This is a genomic window from Microbulbifer sp. ARAS458-1 (genome assembly GCF_045348205.1).
Taxonomy (GTDB): Bacteria; Pseudomonadota; Gammaproteobacteria; order Pseudomonadales; family Cellvibrionaceae; genus Microbulbifer.
The window spans coordinates 471,695-488,548 of the sequence record NZ_CP155838.1; the positions used below are offsets into that span (position 1 = coordinate 471,695).

General features: G+C 54.6%; 19 protein-coding genes. All 19 read right to left on the reverse strand.

The genetic code is table 11. The annotated features are described in order from the left end of the window. Positions 1-251: hypothetical protein (locus AAFH99_RS01785; protein ID WP_406828493.1), on the reverse strand; the 251-nt coding region annotated here is incomplete at its 3' end. 146 nt (positions 252-397) lie between these two features. Further along, positions 398-913 carry a hypothetical protein gene (locus AAFH99_RS01790; RefSeq protein ID WP_406828494.1) on the reverse strand — a complete coding sequence of 172 codons (516 nt, stop codon included), beginning with the start codon at positions 911-913 and terminating at the stop codon, positions 398-400. Between the two features lie 87 nt (positions 914-1,000). Continuing rightward, positions 1,001-1,462 carry an SRPBCC family protein gene (locus AAFH99_RS01795; RefSeq protein WP_406828495.1) on the reverse strand — a complete coding sequence of 154 codons (462 nt, stop codon included), beginning with the start codon at positions 1,460-1,462 and terminating at the stop codon, positions 1,001-1,003. A 584-nt stretch (positions 1,463-2,046) separates the two neighbouring features. Next, the gene (locus tag AAFH99_RS01800) at positions 2,047-2,292 is read right to left on the reverse strand and encodes a hypothetical protein (RefSeq protein ID WP_406828496.1); all 246 of its coding nucleotides are present in this window, start codon (positions 2,290-2,292) and stop codon (positions 2,047-2,049) included. 602 nt (positions 2,293-2,894) lie between these two features. Continuing rightward, positions 2,895-3,296: a hypothetical protein gene (locus AAFH99_RS01805; RefSeq protein WP_043319741.1), complete on the reverse strand. Its 402-nt coding sequence runs from the start codon at positions 3,294-3,296 to the stop codon at positions 2,895-2,897. A gap of 129 nt (positions 3,297-3,425) precedes the next feature. Next, positions 3,426-3,749: a hypothetical protein gene (locus AAFH99_RS01810; RefSeq protein WP_043317158.1), complete on the reverse strand. Its 324-nt coding sequence runs from the start codon at positions 3,747-3,749 to the stop codon at positions 3,426-3,428. Positions 3,750-3,880: 131 nt separating this feature from the next. Further along, positions 3,881-4,276, reverse strand: a complete 396-nt coding sequence (locus AAFH99_RS01815) for a hypothetical protein (protein WP_406828497.1) — start codon at positions 4,274-4,276, stop codon at positions 3,881-3,883. A gap of 32 nt (positions 4,277-4,308) precedes the next feature. After that, a complete protein-coding gene (ubiD, locus tag AAFH99_RS01820) occupies positions 4,309-5,772 on the reverse strand; it encodes a 4-hydroxy-3-polyprenylbenzoate decarboxylase (RefSeq protein ID WP_406828498.1) in 1,464 nt (487 codons plus the stop codon). Between the two features lie 148 nt (positions 5,773-5,920). Next, positions 5,921-6,190, reverse strand: a complete 270-nt coding sequence (locus AAFH99_RS01825) for an RNA-binding protein (protein ID WP_010133764.1) — start codon at positions 6,188-6,190, stop codon at positions 5,921-5,923. Positions 6,191-6,486: 296 nt separating this feature from the next. After that, the gene (rho, locus tag AAFH99_RS01830) at positions 6,487-7,746 is read right to left on the reverse strand and encodes a transcription termination factor Rho (RefSeq protein WP_231758810.1); all 1,260 of its coding nucleotides are present in this window, start codon (positions 7,744-7,746) and stop codon (positions 6,487-6,489) included. A gap of 410 nt (positions 7,747-8,156) precedes the next feature. Then, positions 8,157-8,483, reverse strand: a complete 327-nt coding sequence (gene trxA, locus AAFH99_RS01835) for a thioredoxin TrxA (protein ID WP_043320505.1) — start codon at positions 8,481-8,483, stop codon at positions 8,157-8,159. A 238-nt stretch (positions 8,484-8,721) separates the two neighbouring features. Further along, positions 8,722-9,954, reverse strand: a complete 1,233-nt coding sequence (hemW, locus tag AAFH99_RS01840; RefSeq protein WP_406828499.1) for a radical SAM family heme chaperone HemW — start codon at positions 9,952-9,954, stop codon at positions 8,722-8,724. Positions 9,955-9,993: 39 nt separating this feature from the next. Next, positions 9,994-10,635: an RdgB/HAM1 family non-canonical purine NTP pyrophosphatase gene (gene rdgB / locus AAFH99_RS01845; protein WP_043319753.1), complete on the reverse strand. Its 642-nt coding sequence runs from the start codon at positions 10,633-10,635 to the stop codon at positions 9,994-9,996. A gap of 39 nt (positions 10,636-10,674) precedes the next feature. Continuing rightward, entirely contained in the window at positions 10,675-11,124 is a 450-nt protein-coding gene (locus AAFH99_RS01850; protein WP_043320506.1) for a DUF4426 domain-containing protein, read from the reverse strand. A 68-nt stretch (positions 11,125-11,192) separates the two neighbouring features. Then, a complete protein-coding gene (gene metW, locus AAFH99_RS01855) occupies positions 11,193-11,783 on the reverse strand; it encodes a methionine biosynthesis protein MetW (protein ID WP_043320507.1) in 591 nt (196 codons plus the stop codon). Continuing rightward, positions 11,783-13,006 carry a homoserine O-acetyltransferase gene (locus AAFH99_RS01860; protein WP_051687239.1) on the reverse strand — a complete coding sequence of 408 codons (1,224 nt, stop codon included), beginning with the start codon at positions 13,004-13,006 and terminating at the stop codon, positions 11,783-11,785. Before AAFH99_RS01860 ends, metW begins: the two co-directional genes overlap by 1 nt. A 79-nt stretch (positions 13,007-13,085) precedes the next feature. Continuing rightward, positions 13,086-15,053 carry a dynamin family protein gene (locus tag AAFH99_RS01865; RefSeq protein ID WP_043319754.1) on the reverse strand — a complete coding sequence of 656 codons (1,968 nt, stop codon included), beginning with the start codon at positions 15,051-15,053 and terminating at the stop codon, positions 13,086-13,088. A gap of 321 nt (positions 15,054-15,374) precedes the next feature. Beyond that, on the reverse strand, positions 15,375-15,980 hold the full coding sequence (locus tag AAFH99_RS01870; protein WP_043319755.1) for a YggT family protein: 606 nt from the start codon (positions 15,978-15,980) through the stop codon (positions 15,375-15,377). A gap of 24 nt (positions 15,981-16,004) precedes the next feature. Next, complete coding sequence (proC, locus tag AAFH99_RS01875) at positions 16,005-16,850, reverse strand: pyrroline-5-carboxylate reductase (RefSeq protein WP_231491902.1); 846 nt, start codon at positions 16,848-16,850, stop codon at positions 16,005-16,007. Between the last annotated feature and the right edge of the window lie 4 nt (positions 16,851-16,854).

A 16,854-nucleotide genomic window follows, 5' to 3' on the forward strand; every position in this document is an offset into this window, starting at 1 on the left:
TTCATATAGTTTGCGCTGAGACTAGAGCTTTGTATAGGCATAAGCTCTCCTTCGCCGTTGACGTCGATACTATATTCAACCTTATTGAAAGTGATACTTTTCCCTTTGAATTTATCGTAGGAATACTTGTTAAGTTCTGCGTTTTTTCCCAAGGTATATGATTCCGAAATTTTGCAGTCGTAAATTTCAGAAGAAATTGCGCTAGAAGAAATGACAGAAAGCAATACAAGTAACGATTTATTTAACTTCATCTTATACCTTAGAGTTTATTGGACTTCTACTCACATAACGCCCAGCGCAGGCGCAGCCAGCGCGGAGCGCATTTTGTGTTAATGTTTGAGCGCCAGCGAGTAACACAAAAGGTGCGTAGCGTTGGCTGTCGCTCTGCCGCTGTTTGTTATGCATTGTTCTGTGCTATGTGATACTCAAGTTTTTCAACGAGCGAATCTAGGTTTACTGTACTTGTAGATATATACACTTTTCCATGTTTCCCGCCGCTGGCAACCACAGCCTCGATACCATTACTACTAAAATACGACAGCTCTTTAATACATTTTAGCGGAATTGTATTTCTAAAAAACCAGTAATTTCTACCTGAAATACATTCGTCAGTAATTGTAACGGAAGCCAATTTGAAGGATACCGCTATAATAAACGCGAAAAATAATGATAAAACTGAAATCCCTAAGTACATAAGAGGAAGTTGCAGAAGGCTCACATGCCGAAATGTTTCCTCTACATCCATACCCGTCTTGAAAAAGCGAACAATTAGAGCGAGTGTGACAGCCACCGAAATTGCTAGCGTCATGAACCTCGAAAGTTTTTTCCATAACGCTTTCCAATTTACTGAATACTTCATCGATTCCCTCTGATGCATAACGCCCAGCGCAGGCGCAGCCAGCGCGGAGCGCATTTTGTGTTAATGTTTGAGCGCCAGCGAGTAACACAAAAGGTGCGTAGCGTTGACTGTCGCTCTGCCGCTGCTTGTTATGCGTATAATTCATGCTGGGCATCCCTTTGGAAATTGGTCTCGAACCAAGTTAAGTTCGACACCATGCTCGAGCCACGCTTTCAGGCCAGCAAGAACCATTGTATAACCACCCTTAGCATCAATCGCTTGAGGTAATACCTTGTCGCAACTTCCTGGAAAGCCCCAGTTAGATATTTTGACTAATGTGGCGTCATTCCCGATAGGCTCGAAGAGCCATTCAACGGTGGTCGGATCTGAATCCCACTCAACCAATATGCGATGGTTTTCTTCTAGCTCTTTGACCGTGAGAGAATCACCAACGCCAAAAATTTCCCAATCCCAGCGTATTTTCTTGCCAAGCTCGAGACAGCCACTGCTTTTCGTGAACCAGAACTTTGTTGTGATTTCCGGGTTTACAAATGCTTCAAAACATTCAGCTATAGGGCGCCGGATAAGCATTTGAGATTCTACTACTGAATTACTAATTTCCATTTAACACCTCCATACATCGAGTGTGGAATTTACTGGACGCATAACGCCGCGCTCAGCCGCGGCTAACCTTGTGCGCTTTATGCGCGATAATGGGAGCGACAGCGACCAGCGCATAAAGTGCACAAGGTTAGCCGTCGGCCTGCAGCGCCTTGTTAACGTGAACCTCGGTTTCCACCGCCGAAGCGCGCAAAACCAAGAACCAAAATTGGCCTAATTGGCTGCCTTCAAAAAGAGTGAGTTCTTGTACGCATTTTGAAAATCTCATTCTTTTCTTAACACCAGCAACAAAAGTGGCATTGATTCGAGAATCTGTGCTTGATGCGGCACGATCTTTACCTTCAGCAGACTCTCAGCCTGCACAGAATCAGCTACCGGGATTCTATCTACTTGGTGCTGACTTCCCGAGCCCGACAAGACCTGCTACCGGAATCCTTCATTTTTTTTATAGGATAACCACTTTTATTTTCGTGATTACCTACGTTAACGCCTTGCTAAGGGGCAACCGAAACGCAGTGTAGGTTGTCCCGCGGAGGCCGCGCTTTTTGCGGCCGGAGTGTACTTGAGCAACTTGTTAAAAGGCATGGTTACGCCCAATTGCCATTGTAGCGCGCATATTCTGCAATATTCTCCCAGCATGCAGCACAAGATATCAGACCATGCTCCGTGGATACCGTAACACCACCTTCTAATTGCTTTTCCCTTATTATTTCCTGAAATGGAATTTCCCCATTCATGAGGTAACCCACACCCCAACCCTTTCCATTAACAGTTCTGGCCACTTTAAGCCCATGAGCATTCTCTAAATAATCAAGTGTCTTTTTCAGATGCATGCACATTGCTAATGCCTTTTAACGCCGCGCTCAGCCGCAGCTTACTTTGGGCGCATTTTGCGCGAAAATGGGAGCGACAGCGACCGCGACCGCGACCGCGCAAAAGGTGCACAAAGTAAGCTGTCGGCTGCAGTGCCTTGTTAACGTGCGATGCCCATTGAAGCACTACGGATTCAATTTTTCACTTGAGACTTGCCGCCCGCACCCCTTTAGCAAGGGTAAAAGTAACCACAGATCTCTAAGCATTTTAAGAAAATCTTGGGATTTAAAACGCTATCCGAATTTAGCCAAAAACTTGCAGCCCGCAATTTTCAGCAGGCTCAGATGCTCTCCACAACTTGGGAAGCTCGCACCAAGCCTGACGAATCAACATTTCTACTATGCGAGTATGGATTCAACCACAATCCGCCATTTCAAAATTTTAAATCTCGGCTTTTCACAGTAGACCAATGAACTATGTTCTTACCTCTACACGTTAAACGCCCAGCGCAGGCGCAGCCAACGCGGAGCACTTTTTGTGTTAATGTTTGAGCGCCAGCGAGTAACGCAAAAGGTGCGTAGCGTTGGCTGTCGCTCTGCCACTGTTTGTTAAGCGTGTCCACTTACGTGGACCTCACTTGAAAATGTACTTTTCCATCTTTTATATATTCATACAAAAGATACCCTTTTTTCACAGCCCTTCTTTCACCCACGATATCATCACAATCTGAGTACCTAGCCCTCAGTACGTAAGAAATTTTTCCATCTCTATCTTCCCTACCGTATACATGAATCAAGGTATCAATTTTTCCGAGAGCTCCAATCGTACCTTTTATAGCCTGCTCTTCATTGACAACTACAGTTTTTTCCGGAAGAGATATTTCATATCTTTCAAGTTTACAACCCGAGTTATCTGTCACTCTTACAGAGAAATTATCTCGGAAAAATAGATTATCGATCCATAAAAATGCCGCTACAGCAATACAGATCAAACCCAAATTTACTAGAATCTTAATTTTCGACATGTATTGACGCTTAACGCCCAGCGCAGGCGCAGACAGCGCGGAGCGCATTTTGTGTTAATGTTTGAGCGATAGCGAGTAACACAAAAGGTGCGTAGCGTTGGCTGTCGCTCTGCCGCTGATTGTTATGAATTATTTCTTGCTCGGGAGGTCAATTACTTTACCTGAGCCCGATGCTCCACCCTTTATCTCTTTAACTTTACTCAGTAAATGAGGAGACACGTTCCATTTTTGGCCGCCTTCCGTAATGACTGTGACCGTCTTTTTATTGTACTTTACTAACGTACCGATTTGGCGGCCGCGACCTGGAGGCTCAAAGCTAACCTTCTCTCCTGGATTGAACTGCATCATCTCTTTATGAGTGTGCATAGATTCAAGAAATTTCAGGCGCTCAACGATTCTTTGATTGAGAGCGATCAACTCATCTTCCGACAAACTGTCTATATCTATATTCATTGCTTTACTCGATACCGAGATTCATAACAGTTTTATTCAATAGCCCCAGATATAGACATAATGTCTACATATAGGCATGACATGTCTAGATATACCCAGTATGGCTATATTTAGACATTTCCTTTACCGGTTTATATGTCTATATCTAGGCATTCGTCAATCAGGCCTTCGACGATTCGGTGGCTTATATTTCGACGCGTCGCCATGCTACGTTTTACCACCCACGCTTTGGCGCGGTTGCTCCAGCGGCCGCCCATTCTCCGGACTGCTGCGCGTAGCTCAGCCTCATCGTAGGCAACTTTTACCGCCACCCATTCGCTGGTATGTGGGGGGTGGGTTGTGTCGATGCGTTTGGATTGATTTTTTTGGTAAGCCTCGCGCTGTGCGACGATGATTTCTACCGTGGTGTATACGGTTTTCTTACATGGCGATCGCCGGTACCGTACCGCGCACAGTTGCTCGCCATATTTATCGTGATAGCGTTTGCTGCCATCATCTCCCGGTTTGATTGTTTTTATAATTTCCATACGCCCTCCCTGGCGTTGTCATGATCTCTTTCTCAAAGGCCGAGTTCACCCCAGATTTCATCAATTTTTCGGGTGATATCCGGATCTTTTTCGATGGGCCGCCCCCATTCCCGCGTGGTCTCTCCTTCCCATTTGTTGGTTGCGTCGAACCCGATTTTTGAACCGAGGCCGGAGACCGGCGAGGCGAAATCCAGGTAATCAATGGGTGTGTTCTCCACCATCACTGTATCCCGGGCCGGGTCCATTCTGGTGGTCATGGCCCAGATCACGTCTTTCCAATCCCGTGCGTTGACGTCGTCATCGGTGACGATAACAAATTTGGTGTACATAAACTGCCGCAGGAATGACCAGACCCCCATCATCACCCGTTTAGCATGACCGGCGTACTGCTTTTTCATTGTGACGACTGCAAGCCGGTAAGAGCAGCCTTCCGGTGGTAAATAGAAATCCACAATTTCCGGGAACTGTTTACGCAGTATTGGTACAAACACTTCATTTAATGCCTCCCCCAGTACCGCGGGCTCATCTGGCGGACGGCCGGTGTAGGTACTGTGGTAGATGGGATCTTTGCGGTGGGTGATCTTCTCCACCGTGAATACCGGGAAGCGATCAACCTCGTTGTAGTAGCCGGTGTGGTCGCCATAGGGACCTTCGTCGGCCATATCGTTGGGGTAGATGTAACCTTCGAGCACGTATTCGGCACTGGCCGGCACCTGCAGGTTACTGAGCCTGGCGTCGGCAACTTCGGTTTTACTGCCGCGCAAGAGTCCGGCAAAGGCGTATTCGGAGAGGGTATCCGGCACCGGGGTAACCGCACCCAGGATAGTGGCAGGGTCGGCACCCAGAGCGACGGCGACCGGGAAGGGCTCCCCCGGGTGCTGTTGCTGCCACTCGCGGAAGTCCAGGGCGCCGCCGCGGTGAGACAGCCATCGCATGATCAGGCGGTTTTTACCGATCAATTGCATACGGTAGATGCCCAGGTTCTGGCGTTTTTTTTCCGGACCACGGGTGATCACAAGCGGCCAGGTAACTAGCGGGGCGGCATCGCCGGGCCAGCAGGTTTGTATCGGCAGTCGGTTGAGATCGATATCCCCTGTGTCGATTTCAAATTGCTGAGAATCCGCCTTGTTTACCACTTTCGGCCCCATGTTCATGACCTGCTTGAAAATGGGTAGCTTTTGCCAGGCGTCTTTGAAGCCTTCCGGGGGTTGCGGCTCTTTCAGGAAAGCGAGCAGCTCACCGACTTGCCGCAACTCACTGACGGACTCTTTACCCATACCAAGGGCCACGCGCTCGGGTGTGCCAAACAGGTTGGCGAGAACCGGCGTGTCGTAGCCAGTGGGGTTTTCAAACAGGAGGGCGGGGCCACCGGCACGCAGAACGCGGTCGGCAATCTCTGTCATTTCCAGCACAGGGCTGACGGGGTGCTTGATACGCTTGAGCAGGCCGCGCTTTTCCAGTAGTTGGATAAAGTCGCGCAGGTCTTTGTATTTCATGTTTTACCGGTCGATGACTGTAAGCAGCGGCCAGTGTAAAACAGACAGGGCAAAAAATAACGCCGCGCTTGTATAAGGCGGAGGGAAAACGGGGGAGGAGAACAACCCGCAGCGGGTGTGCTGCGGGCTGCCGAACTTCTAAGAGGTCTTAGAAGCGGGGGCGACGCGGACGGTCTTCGCGCGGCTTGGCTTCGTTAACACGGATGTTACGGCCAGACAGCGGCTGATCATTCATTTCTTCGATAGCCTTACGCGCTTCGTCGTCGTTCGGCATTTCTACGAAACCAAAACCTTTAGAACGGCCAGTTTCCCGGTCAGTGATTACAGTAGCCCGGGAGATTTCACCGAACGCACCAAATGCTTCGTGCAGTTCGTCAGAGGTTACGCCGTAGGCCAGATTTCCGATATAGATATTCACAAAAAAGTCTCACTAGAGTCAGTGGGCTGTCGAGCAATACACAAATGGCAACCAGCTCCACCGAGTTCACCATTTGAGATTGATCCAGAGTCGCTCGACTTCCCAGCCGCGCGGGATCAATTCGGTCAGTGTTGAAATACTGTTCAACACTTCGTTGTTGGCCTTTATATGCCTATCGCAATGCCTTTTCAACTGAATTCGGCGTAATTTCACGCCTGTTTTATCGCATTGCAAAAATTGTTCATTCCATGCAAAAAAGGCCTGCATATTGCGCAGGCCTTTATTCTGTATTGGAATTATTTCCGTTTCATGGACAGGAAGAATTCGTCATTGGTTTTGAAGTCCTTGAGCTTGTCGATCAGGAATTCGGTGGCGGCGAGATCTTCCATATCGTGCAGTAGCTTGCGTAGGATCCACACGCGCTGCAGTTCACCTTCCGGCATCAGCAGCTCTTCGCGGCGGGTGCCGGAACGGCGCACATTGATTGCGGGATATACACGTTTTTCAGCGATCTTGCGGTCCAGCTGTAGTTCCATGTTGCCGGTGCCCTTGAATTCTTCAAAGATCACCTCGTCCATTTTGGAGCCCGTATCCACCAGGGCAGTAGCGATAATAGACAGGCTGCCGCCTTCTTCAATGTTACGCGCTGCACCAAAGAAGCGCTTGGGTCGCTCCAGGGCGTGGGCATCCACACCACCGGTAAGCACTTTACCGGAGCTCGGCACGGTGGTGTTGTACGCACGTGCCAGGCGGGTAATGGAGTCCAGCAGGATCACCACGTCTTTCTTGTGTTCGACCAGGCGCTTGGCCTTTTCGATCACCATTTCCGCGACCTGTACGTGGCGCGCCGGCGGCTCGTCAAAGGTGGAAGCAACCACCTCGCCGCGTACGGAGCGCTGCATCTCGGTAACCTCTTCCGGGCGCTCGTCGATCAGCAGTACGATCAGATGACACTCGGGGTTGTTGCGGGTAATGGCCTGGGCCATGTTTTGCAACATGATGGTCTTACCGGCCTTGGGCGGTGCGACGATCAGCCCGCGCTGGCCTTTGCCGATAGGGGCAACCAGGTCAATGATGCGGCCGATGAGGTCTTCGGAGGAGCCGTTACCACACTCAAGACCGAGGCGATCATTGGGGAACAGCGGGGTGAGGTTTTCGAAAAGAATCTTGTTGCGGGCGTTTTCCGGCTTGTCGAAGTTGATCTCGCTGACTTTCAGTAGGGCAAAGTAGCGCTCACCTTCTTTAGGGGGACGGATCTTGCCGGAAATGGAGTCACCGGTACGCAGGTTAAAGCGTCGGATCTGGCTGGGAGATACGTAAATATCGTCGGGGCCGGCCAGATAGGAGGAGTCCGCAGACCGCAGGAAACCAAAGCCATCCTGAAGGATTTCCAATACACCTTCGCCATAGATGTCTTCGCCGCTTTTGGCGTGGCGCTTCAGGATATTGAATATGATGTCCTGTTTGCGCGAGCGGGCGACATTCTCGAGTCCCGCGCCCTTGGCAATTTCGATCAGTTCTTCAATGGGTTTGGTTTTTAATTCAGAAAGGTTCATACCAATTGCTTTATTACGGTTTCTTCTGTCGGTTGGCGCGGACGCGCCGGACGTTTCTGCGGAGGGGGTTGAAGTTTCGATGGTGATATTGCCCGGTTCGACATGCCGACGGTTTGACTGACCGCACGCAACTCTTCACAGATAAACGACTCGCTAAATACGAATGACCACTCGCAAGGGCACACCGGATGCGGCAGAAGTGCCAGGCGGGGATCGTTCAACTTGAGGAGTTTGCGCCGGAGAGGCTGCGTCAGCAGCGGGGTTGGCGACTTGGCTCAGGTCTGGACTGAACAGTTAATTTGATTACTAGGCAGTATAACCGCAGTTCGGCATCCTGCAAGGCCTAATTCTTATACATTCCGGCCTTTAAAACGGCAGGCGAGGCGCCCAGGGCGCCCCGCTCGCGGAGATCAGATCTGGCTGTCGATGAATTCGGTCAGCTGTGCGCGGGACAGCGCCCCGACCTTGGTGCCTTCCACATTGCCGCCCTTGAACAGCAGCAGGGTGGGGATACCACGCACGTTGTACTTGGCGGCGGCTTCCTTGTTGGCATCCACGTCCACTTTGACGATTTTCAGCTTCTCGCCGTAGTGACCCGCCAGATCTTCCAGCACCGGTGCGATCATCTTGCAGGGGCCACACCATTGTGCCCAGAAGTCCACCAGTACCGGGCCTTCCGCCTTGAGTACTTCAGCTTCAAATTCTGCATCGGTTACGTTGACGATGTTCGCGCTCATAGTGCTTTCCTGTGATTCAGTTTCTTTAGGCCCAGCGGCTGTGCCGGCAGACATACAGCGGCCGCGCCGGAAGTCATCATAAGTACCGCACGCTGGCCCCGCAAGGCATATGGTCTCGTCGCCACTGGCAATTCGTCCCATTGTACGGGCTCGTCATTACAACAGATTGGCATTGCGCCCTATATGAGGGCCGCAGCCACCTTTTCAAGGGGTGGGGCTCCCATATCGATCGCCCGCATCAGTCATCTGACAGAAAGCGTTGCAGGATCTCGTCTACGTAGTCATAGCCGAAGGGCGTGGTGGCGATGGTGGGCCCCAGTGGCCGCACCAGCTCCATGGCTTCCAGGTGGCGCCACTCCTTGCCCAGCCCCTCCAGTGGCAATCCGGTGTAGCCGGGATATGTCCCCGACGGCACGCCCTCTTCCAGGCGCAGGGCGTTCATCAGAAACTCCAGCGGGCGCTCCTTCGCGGTGACTTCCTTGATTTTTGGCTGGGGGAACGCGATACCCCGCTCTCCGGTCTCGCAGCCAAGGGCCAGGTAGTGCTTGGGCGCCCGGGTGCGCTGGGTGCGGATGATGCGGCCACTCTCGGGAAGTGTGAACTTGCCGTGGGCGCCGGCACCGATGCCGATATAGTCCGCATAAGACCAGTAATTCAGGTTGTGACGGGAGGCGAGCCCGGCTCGGCCATAGGCGGATATCTCATAGCGCTGGTAGCCCTCGCCCGCCAGATAGGCCCGCCCTGCCCGCTGTATGGCGGCGATCTGCTCTGAGCCCGGTGTCACCGGTGGTGCGGAATAAAAGGCGGTATTGGGCTCGATGGTGAGCTGGTACCAGGAAATATGCTCGACCCCAAGGTCTACCGCCTGCTCAAGATCCCCCAGGGCATCCCGCTCGCTCTGCCCCGGCAGTCCGTGCATCAAATCGATATTGATATTGTCGAAGCCCGCCGCCCGTGCCTGGCTGGCGGCGATCTGCGCCTCATCGCCGGTGTGGATCCGGCCCAGGTTCTGCAGTTGCAGCGGGTCGAAGCTCTGCACGCCGATCGACAGGCGGTTGACCCCGGCGGCGCGATAGCCGGCGAACTTGGCCTGCTCGAAGGTGCCGGGGTTGGCCTCGAGAGTGATTTCGATCCCCTCTTCAAAGCCCGTCAGGGACTCGGCGAGATCCAGAATCCGGCCTATGGCAAGTGGTGAGAACAGGCTCGGAGTGCCCCCACCAAAAAAGATTGAACCCAGCTTGCGTCCCTGGACCCAGGGCAATTGACTGCGAAGATCCCGCTCCAGCTGGTCCACATACTCGGCTTCCGGCAATTGCCGATCACCGGCAGTCGCCCCCTCGGCATGCTCGATCGCGCCCGCAGTGATCTGGTGAGCGCCCGCAGCGAATTCATGACTGTTGAAATCACAATAGGGGCATTTGCGCACACACCAGGGGATATGCACATAGAGACTCAGAGGAGGAAGTTGCATTGCCAGCCCGGTGGCCTGTGGAGTTGTTTTCAAAACAGGTCAGAACAGTGTCTTGCCGGTGTCGGGCCGGCGCTGCTGTGGCAGCACCATCTCTTCGTGCCACAGTTGCTCGAACTTCCGCACCGCCAGGGCGCGGTGGCTGAGCCGGTTTTTCACCTCCCTGGGCAGCTGTGCGGAGGTGAGCTGTTCAGATTCGACGTAAAACAGCGGGTCGTACCCAAACCCCTGATCACCTGCCGGGCGCTTGAGAATATGGCCCGCCCAGCGCGCGGTACAGACCAAGGGTATCGGGTCCTCGGCGGAGCGCACGAAGGCCAGGGCGCAATGGAAGCTGGCACCGCGCTTTTCCATGGGTACGCCCTCCAACGCCTGCAGTAGTTTCTGGTTGTTGTCCGCATCGGAGGCGCCCGCACCGGCATAACGGGCAGAATAAATACCCGGTGCACCACCGAGGGCATCCACCGCCAGGCCCGAGTCGTCCGCCAGCGCCGGCAGGCCACTGGCTCTACTGGCGTGACGAGCCTTGATCAGGGCGTTCTCGATAAAGCTGAGGCCGGTTTCCGCCGCCTCTTCCTGCAAAAAATCCGACTGCGGAAACACCGCAATCTGCCAGCCGGAAAACAGCTGGGAAAACTCTTTCAGCTTGCCGGCGTTTCCGCTGGCGAGAACAATTTTATCCATGAAAATTCTACTGTTCCGGCGCAATCCGGCGGGTGTGCATCAGTTCTTGTGCAGCTGACGACGGAAAGTCAGTTCCTGGGTACTGCCATCGGGCATAACCAGGTCGATATTAAACGTAAGGCTCTCTTCGTGCTCGAAGCGGAAGGGCGCCAGATAATACACCGCGCCCTGATCGCGAATTTCCTTAAATTCCAGCGGGCGGGACTGTTGAATCAGATTGGTTGCATTTCCGGACACGCCAACACTGCTCCCTTTGGTCTCATCAATCTTGCTGACGGAGATGTTGACAAAGGCGCGGTCCCGGGCGCGTACCAGTTTGTAGTGCTGGGCAATTTCCGGGGAAATAAAGTCACTGTTGAATACCGAGTAGGAAACCCGGTAATCGCCAAAGACCTTGTGGTTCTCGATGGTTTTCGCACCCTGGGCCGCGGCGGCTGTAGCCCAAAGCAACAGGGCTATGGAAATAAATGCTGCAAAATAACGTTTCACGGCGTTCTCCTGTAGATCGGTTTCTTTGGTTTCTCGGCGGCGCCAGAAACAACCTTCTGCTACCAATATTAGCGAGTCAGATGGTAAATCGCTGTTTCACCGAAGAGATTCGGCAAAAAATCCTTCAAAACCCCGGATACTGGGGATTCTGAGACCACCTGCCGGTGCAGTATTTTCCAGCGGTGCTCCCGACAGAGCACTTCAAAATCTTTGAAAGTACAAAAGTGAATATTGGGCGTGTCGTACCATTCGTAGGGTAATAAGTCCGACACTGGCATACGACCGGACACCGCCAGGTGCCAGCGCGCCTTCCACTGGCCGAAGTTCGGGAAGGTGATGATACACTCCCGCCCTACCCGCAGCATTTCCTCCACTACCAGGTGTGGGAAACGCAGGGTCTGCAGTGCCTGGGTCATCACCACGGTATCGAAACTGTGGTCGGCAAAATTTTTCAGGCCGTTGTCCAGGTTTTGCTCCACCACATTCACACCGCGCTCGACGCACTTCTGAATCTGCTTCGGATCAATTTCTAGGCCGTAACCGCTGACCTGTTTTTCTCTGGTCAACCGCTCAAGCAGGGTGCCATCGCCACAACCAAGGTCGAGCACGCGGGATTGTTCCGGTACCCAGTCGTAGATGATATCCAGGTCCTGACGAATCATTTGGCCACCCCACTGGTAATCTCTGCACTGTGTTCGCGGGCGACATTATTCATATAGGCCGAGAAAAACTTTTCGTAGCGCTCATTGGGTAGCAGAAAGGCGTCGTGCCCCATGGGAGATTCCACCTCTGCGTAAGTCACGGGAATATTTGCGTGCATCAGCGCATCGACAATCTCCCGCGAGCGCTCGGGGGCGAAACGCCAGTCCGAGGTGAACGAAACCAGCATGAATTTGCAGCGTGCGTGGGAAAACGCTTCCACCGGGTCGTCGTTGTATTCCCGCGCCAGGTCAAAATAATCCAGTGCGCGGGTCATCAGAATGTAGGTGTTCGGATCGAAGCTACCGGAAAAGGTATCGCCCTGATAGCGCAGATAACTCTGCACCTGAAATTCCACCAGTTCTTCCACGCCCTGCTCAAAAGTACCGGAGCGCAGCTCGCGGCCAAATTTTTTCCCCAACCCGTCGTCGGACAGATAAGTGATATGCCCGATCATCCGCGCCACCGAGAGACCGTGGCGTGGCAGAGTTTCCTCTTCCAGATAGCGGCCATCGCGAAAATCCGGGTCCGAGGTGATGGCCTGACGGGCGGTTTCGTTGAACGCAATATTCTGTGCGGACAGCTTCATCGCCGAGGCGATTACCACACAGTGACGCAACCGGTCCGGGTACTCCAGGGACCAGCGCATGGCCTGCATCCCACCGAGGCTGCCGCCGACCACTGCGGCCCACTGCTGGATGCCGAGCAAATCCGCCAGCTGTGCCTGACTGTGGACCCAGTCCCGCGCACGCAGTGGCGGGAAATCCGGACCCCAAGGTTTACCGGTTTGCGGATTGACGGAAGACGGGCCGGTGGAACCATGGCAGCCGCCGAGGTTGTTGACCGCGACCACAAAGAATTTGTTGGTGTCGATGGGCTTGCCGGGGCCGATATAGTGATCCCACCAGCCGGGGCGCTTGTCGCTTTCGCTGTGGTAACCGGCGGCGTGATGGTGGCCGGAGAGCGCGTGGCAGATCAGTACGCCGTTGCTTTTATCGGCGTTGAGGGTGCCATAGGTTTCATACACCAGAGTGTATTCATCGAGTACACGGCCACAGGCCAGTTTGAACGGGCCGGGGAAGGTGTGGCTTTTCGGCTCGACGATGCCGACAGAGTTTGCGGGCAATCCTGCCGGTTTTCCTGCTTGGGGAGTGTGCGCTTCCGTGGTCAAAATCTTTCGCATGTGGTTACTGGGCGGGGCGCCAAGTTTACGAAAGCTGGGGGCGGTAGTACACCGCCCATCCGTATTACTACAGACGCACTTAGGTGGTCGCCGGGGCTTTCAGTGGAGTCACGTTGTTCGCAACCGGTGCCGGTGGAATTGGCTGGGGGGCTGCGTGGGTGTGCTTGAGCAGGTCTTCCAGCGCACCGAGTGCACTGTGGTTGCGTACCAGCTCTTCTTCCAGTGCACGCAGGTCGGTGCGTTTGCTCTGGGTTTTCTGTTTAAGCTCGGTGAGCTTGATCAAGTGGCGGTTGAGCAGGTGCTTCTGGTACTGAACATGCTGTTTCAATGGTTCCAGAACCTGTTCGAGCCAACCATCCACAGACGAGATCATCTGGCTATACATGCGGCCCACCTCATTGGCGAGAGTTGCCACAAAGCGCTCGGTGAGGCGATTGCGGCGGGCCAGCAGCAATTGTGGCGAGCGACGCAGCTGCGCCGCCTGGCGGTGCAGGCCGCGCAGGGCGGCACGGAAGCCGGCGATGTCGAAATGCTGTTCGGCGGAGATGATATTGCTCAGAGTGGAGCGGTCGTAGATGGCGTCGACGAGGCGGTTGGCCTGATCCACTTCACGCTCGAGATTGCCCAGCTGGTGTTCCACGCCACCCATAAAGCCGTCGATGGCGCGGGCGAGACCGAGGGGAGACCAGCGCTCGTTGAGCGCTCTGCGGGTTTCATCGATCAATTGCTGTAGCTGCTGACTGGAAACCGGAGCCAGCAGAGAGGCGCGCTGGCGGGCGAGCATGCGCTGACTGGATTTCAGGGTCAGCAGTTCCTGGTGACAGTATTTGTGCTGCTCCTTGGCGGTGGAATGCAGCTGTTTCAGCTCTTCGACCTGATCCGGACTGGTGGCACCGTGGCGCTTAAGGTGCTCGAGAGTTGCGCGGCCACTGTTGAGGCGGCGCTTGAGCAGATCGCGGGTATCCGCCATCAGGGTCAGGGCCTGGTGCAGGGAGCGATGGTTGGCGACCTTGTCGCGATGCTCCATCAGGCGCTGCACCAGCAGTTTTTCAAAGTCGCCGAAACGGCTTTGCTGCAGCATCACCGGATCCCGTTCGGCGCGCGCCAGCAGGGCTTTTTTCGCAGAGACCCCCACTACATTTTCCTGCGGCAGCGCGAGGAGCTTGCTCACTTCCGCACGCATTTTGCGCAGCATCTGGTCCGCATCTTCGTCCGGGTCATCCCACAGCACATCAATTTTGTTCAGCAGCGCCATGACCGCGGTACCGCGGTGTTCTTTCAGTGGCACCAGGTGGGTTTCCCACATATTCAGGTCGGTACCGCTGACACCGGCGTCCGCGGAGAGCAGGAAGGCCACCGCCTGAGAACCTGGCAGGGTGGACAGGGTCAGTTCCGGCTCGTTGCCAAGGGCATTCAGCCCGGGGGTGTCGATAATCCGCAGGCCCTGGGCCAACAGCGGGTGCGGCAGTGAAATCAGCGCGTAGCGCCAGGCGGGAATCTGTACCAGGTTGCCGTTGCCATCGAGATGGCGGCGATCGAAACCGTAGCGGGCGGCCTCTTCCGGGGTTACCGCTTTGGTGGCGGCGACCTTCATCAACGCGTCGCGGGTGGCATCAGCGTCGTCCGGGTCAAAGTCGAAATTGACCCACTTCTGCGGGATGCGGCGGAAACTCTCGAGGCTGGTATTGGTCGCCAGAGTTTCGATGGGTAGCAGGCGCACGGAGGCCTGTTCGGTGCCATCGCTGAAGATTTCCGTAGGGCACATGGTGGTGCGACCGGGGCGCGAGGGCAGCAGGCGCTTGCCGTAAGTGTGTGACAACAGCGCGTTGATCAGCTCGGTCTTGCCACGGGAGAACTCGCCCACGAGCGCCACGGTAAACTGATCTTCCACCAGCAACTGGCGCGCCTGCTGAACCACCTGCCGGGCGCCGGCGGAGTTGGGGAAGTGTTCTTCCAACCAGTGGCTGAACCGGTTGAACTGGGTATCAAGCCCCTTCTTCCAACGGTCGTAATCGGCAATGTGCTGGCGCAAGGTCGCATCTTCCATGTTTATAAGTTCTTGTTGGTACTACTTACGGATTTGACAGCCATTTTCCAGCAAGCCGCCATGGAGTTAAAGCCTGACACCGCAATTTCGCGAACTGGATAGACAGAGAAAGAAGAAATAAAGAAGGGGAGTGAGCGGGAAGCGAAAAAGGTGACAGTTAAGACAGTTCTGAGGAGTGCAATAAGAATCGCTGCAGAGCGTAGCGAGCAGGCCTGTGGTGGATTCGTCGGAGCGCATTGAGCGGAATGTACACGCAGTACATGAGCACCAATAGCACCGCCGGATTCGCCACAGGCTTGCGCAGTAGCTCTGCGGTGATTCTTAGAAGGGGATGTGCCAGAACAGGTTGTACACCAGCTGCGGCATATTCGCGCTTTGCGCGAACCCAACCAGCAACTTATCCACAACCGTCAGCAGGATAAAGACAAAAATCGGGCTGATATCGATCACCCCCAGCGGCGGGATCACCTTGCGCACCGGCGCGTAAACCGGCTCCAGCAGCTGGCGCAGCAACATCAGCGCGGGATGAGAGCTCTGCGGGGCAATCCAGCTGACCACGATGGAGATCAGCATGCCCACAAACAGGATGGCGATCAGCGTCATCAGCACACCGAGGAATGCCCACAACAGTGCGCTCAGCGGGTTGAGCATACCGGCACCGGCGAGGAAACCCGCACCGATAATCATCACCCAGGCAACCAGCAGCGCCAGCACCAGGGAGGCCATATCAATGCCAAACAACCCCGGTACGATTTTGCGCAGTGGACGCAGTAATGGATTGGTGACCTTGACGATGCCCTGGGAAATCGGATTGTAGAAATCCGCCCGCGCCAGCTGCAGCATAAAGCGCAGCAGCACCGCAAACAGAAACAGAATCCCGATAGTGGCGAGAATAAATACGCCGATATTGCTGAAGGTGTTGACCATCAAACGTCCTTTCTTTGCAGCCTGTTATTTGTCGAGTTCTTTCGCCATTTCCGCGGCACGCGCCGCGCAATCGCTCATGGCCTGCTCCACCAGTTGTGGCAGGCCACCCTCCTGAAAACGTTTTACCGCGCGCTCGGTGGTCCCATTCGGCGACATGACGTTGCGCTTTAACTGCGCCACATCCACATCCGCGGCCACCGCAAGTTTCGCCGCGCCCAGTGCGGTTTGCAAGGTAAGGCGCTCGGCATCCGCGCGGTCCATGCCGGCTTTCTCCGCCGCGTCGATCATGGATTCCATAAACTGAAAATAGTACGCGGGGCCGGAACCGGACACCGCGATAACCTGATCGATGCCGGATTCCTGCTCCACCCACAGGGCAATACCCACCGCATCGGCCATCTGGGTGACCACGGACTTGTGCTCATCGGTGACACCATCTCCGGCATACAGGCCGGTCACACCGGTGCCCACCAGCGCCGGGGTGTTCGGCATGGCGCGCACGATCGGCACACCGGCACCCAGCCAGCGCTGATAGGCCGCCAGTGGGATTCCAGCCGCCAGGGTGATCACCAGGGGTTTGTGAACACTTACTTTTTCCGCAAGCGCCTCGCACATTTCCTTCATCACCTGTGGCTTGACCGACAGCACCACCACATCGGCGCCCTCAATCGCCGCCAGATTGTCGGTGCTGCCGTGGACGCCGGTGCGCTTGCAGAAGTCTTTCAGCTTCTGCTCGTTGCGGCCGGTGGCGACAATCTTGTCGGCGGGGTAGCCACTGGCCACCATGCCACCGATCACCGCACCCGCCATATTGCCGGCGCCGCCGATAAAGACCATTTTGTGATCAGATGCGTTTTGTTGGTCAGCCATAAGC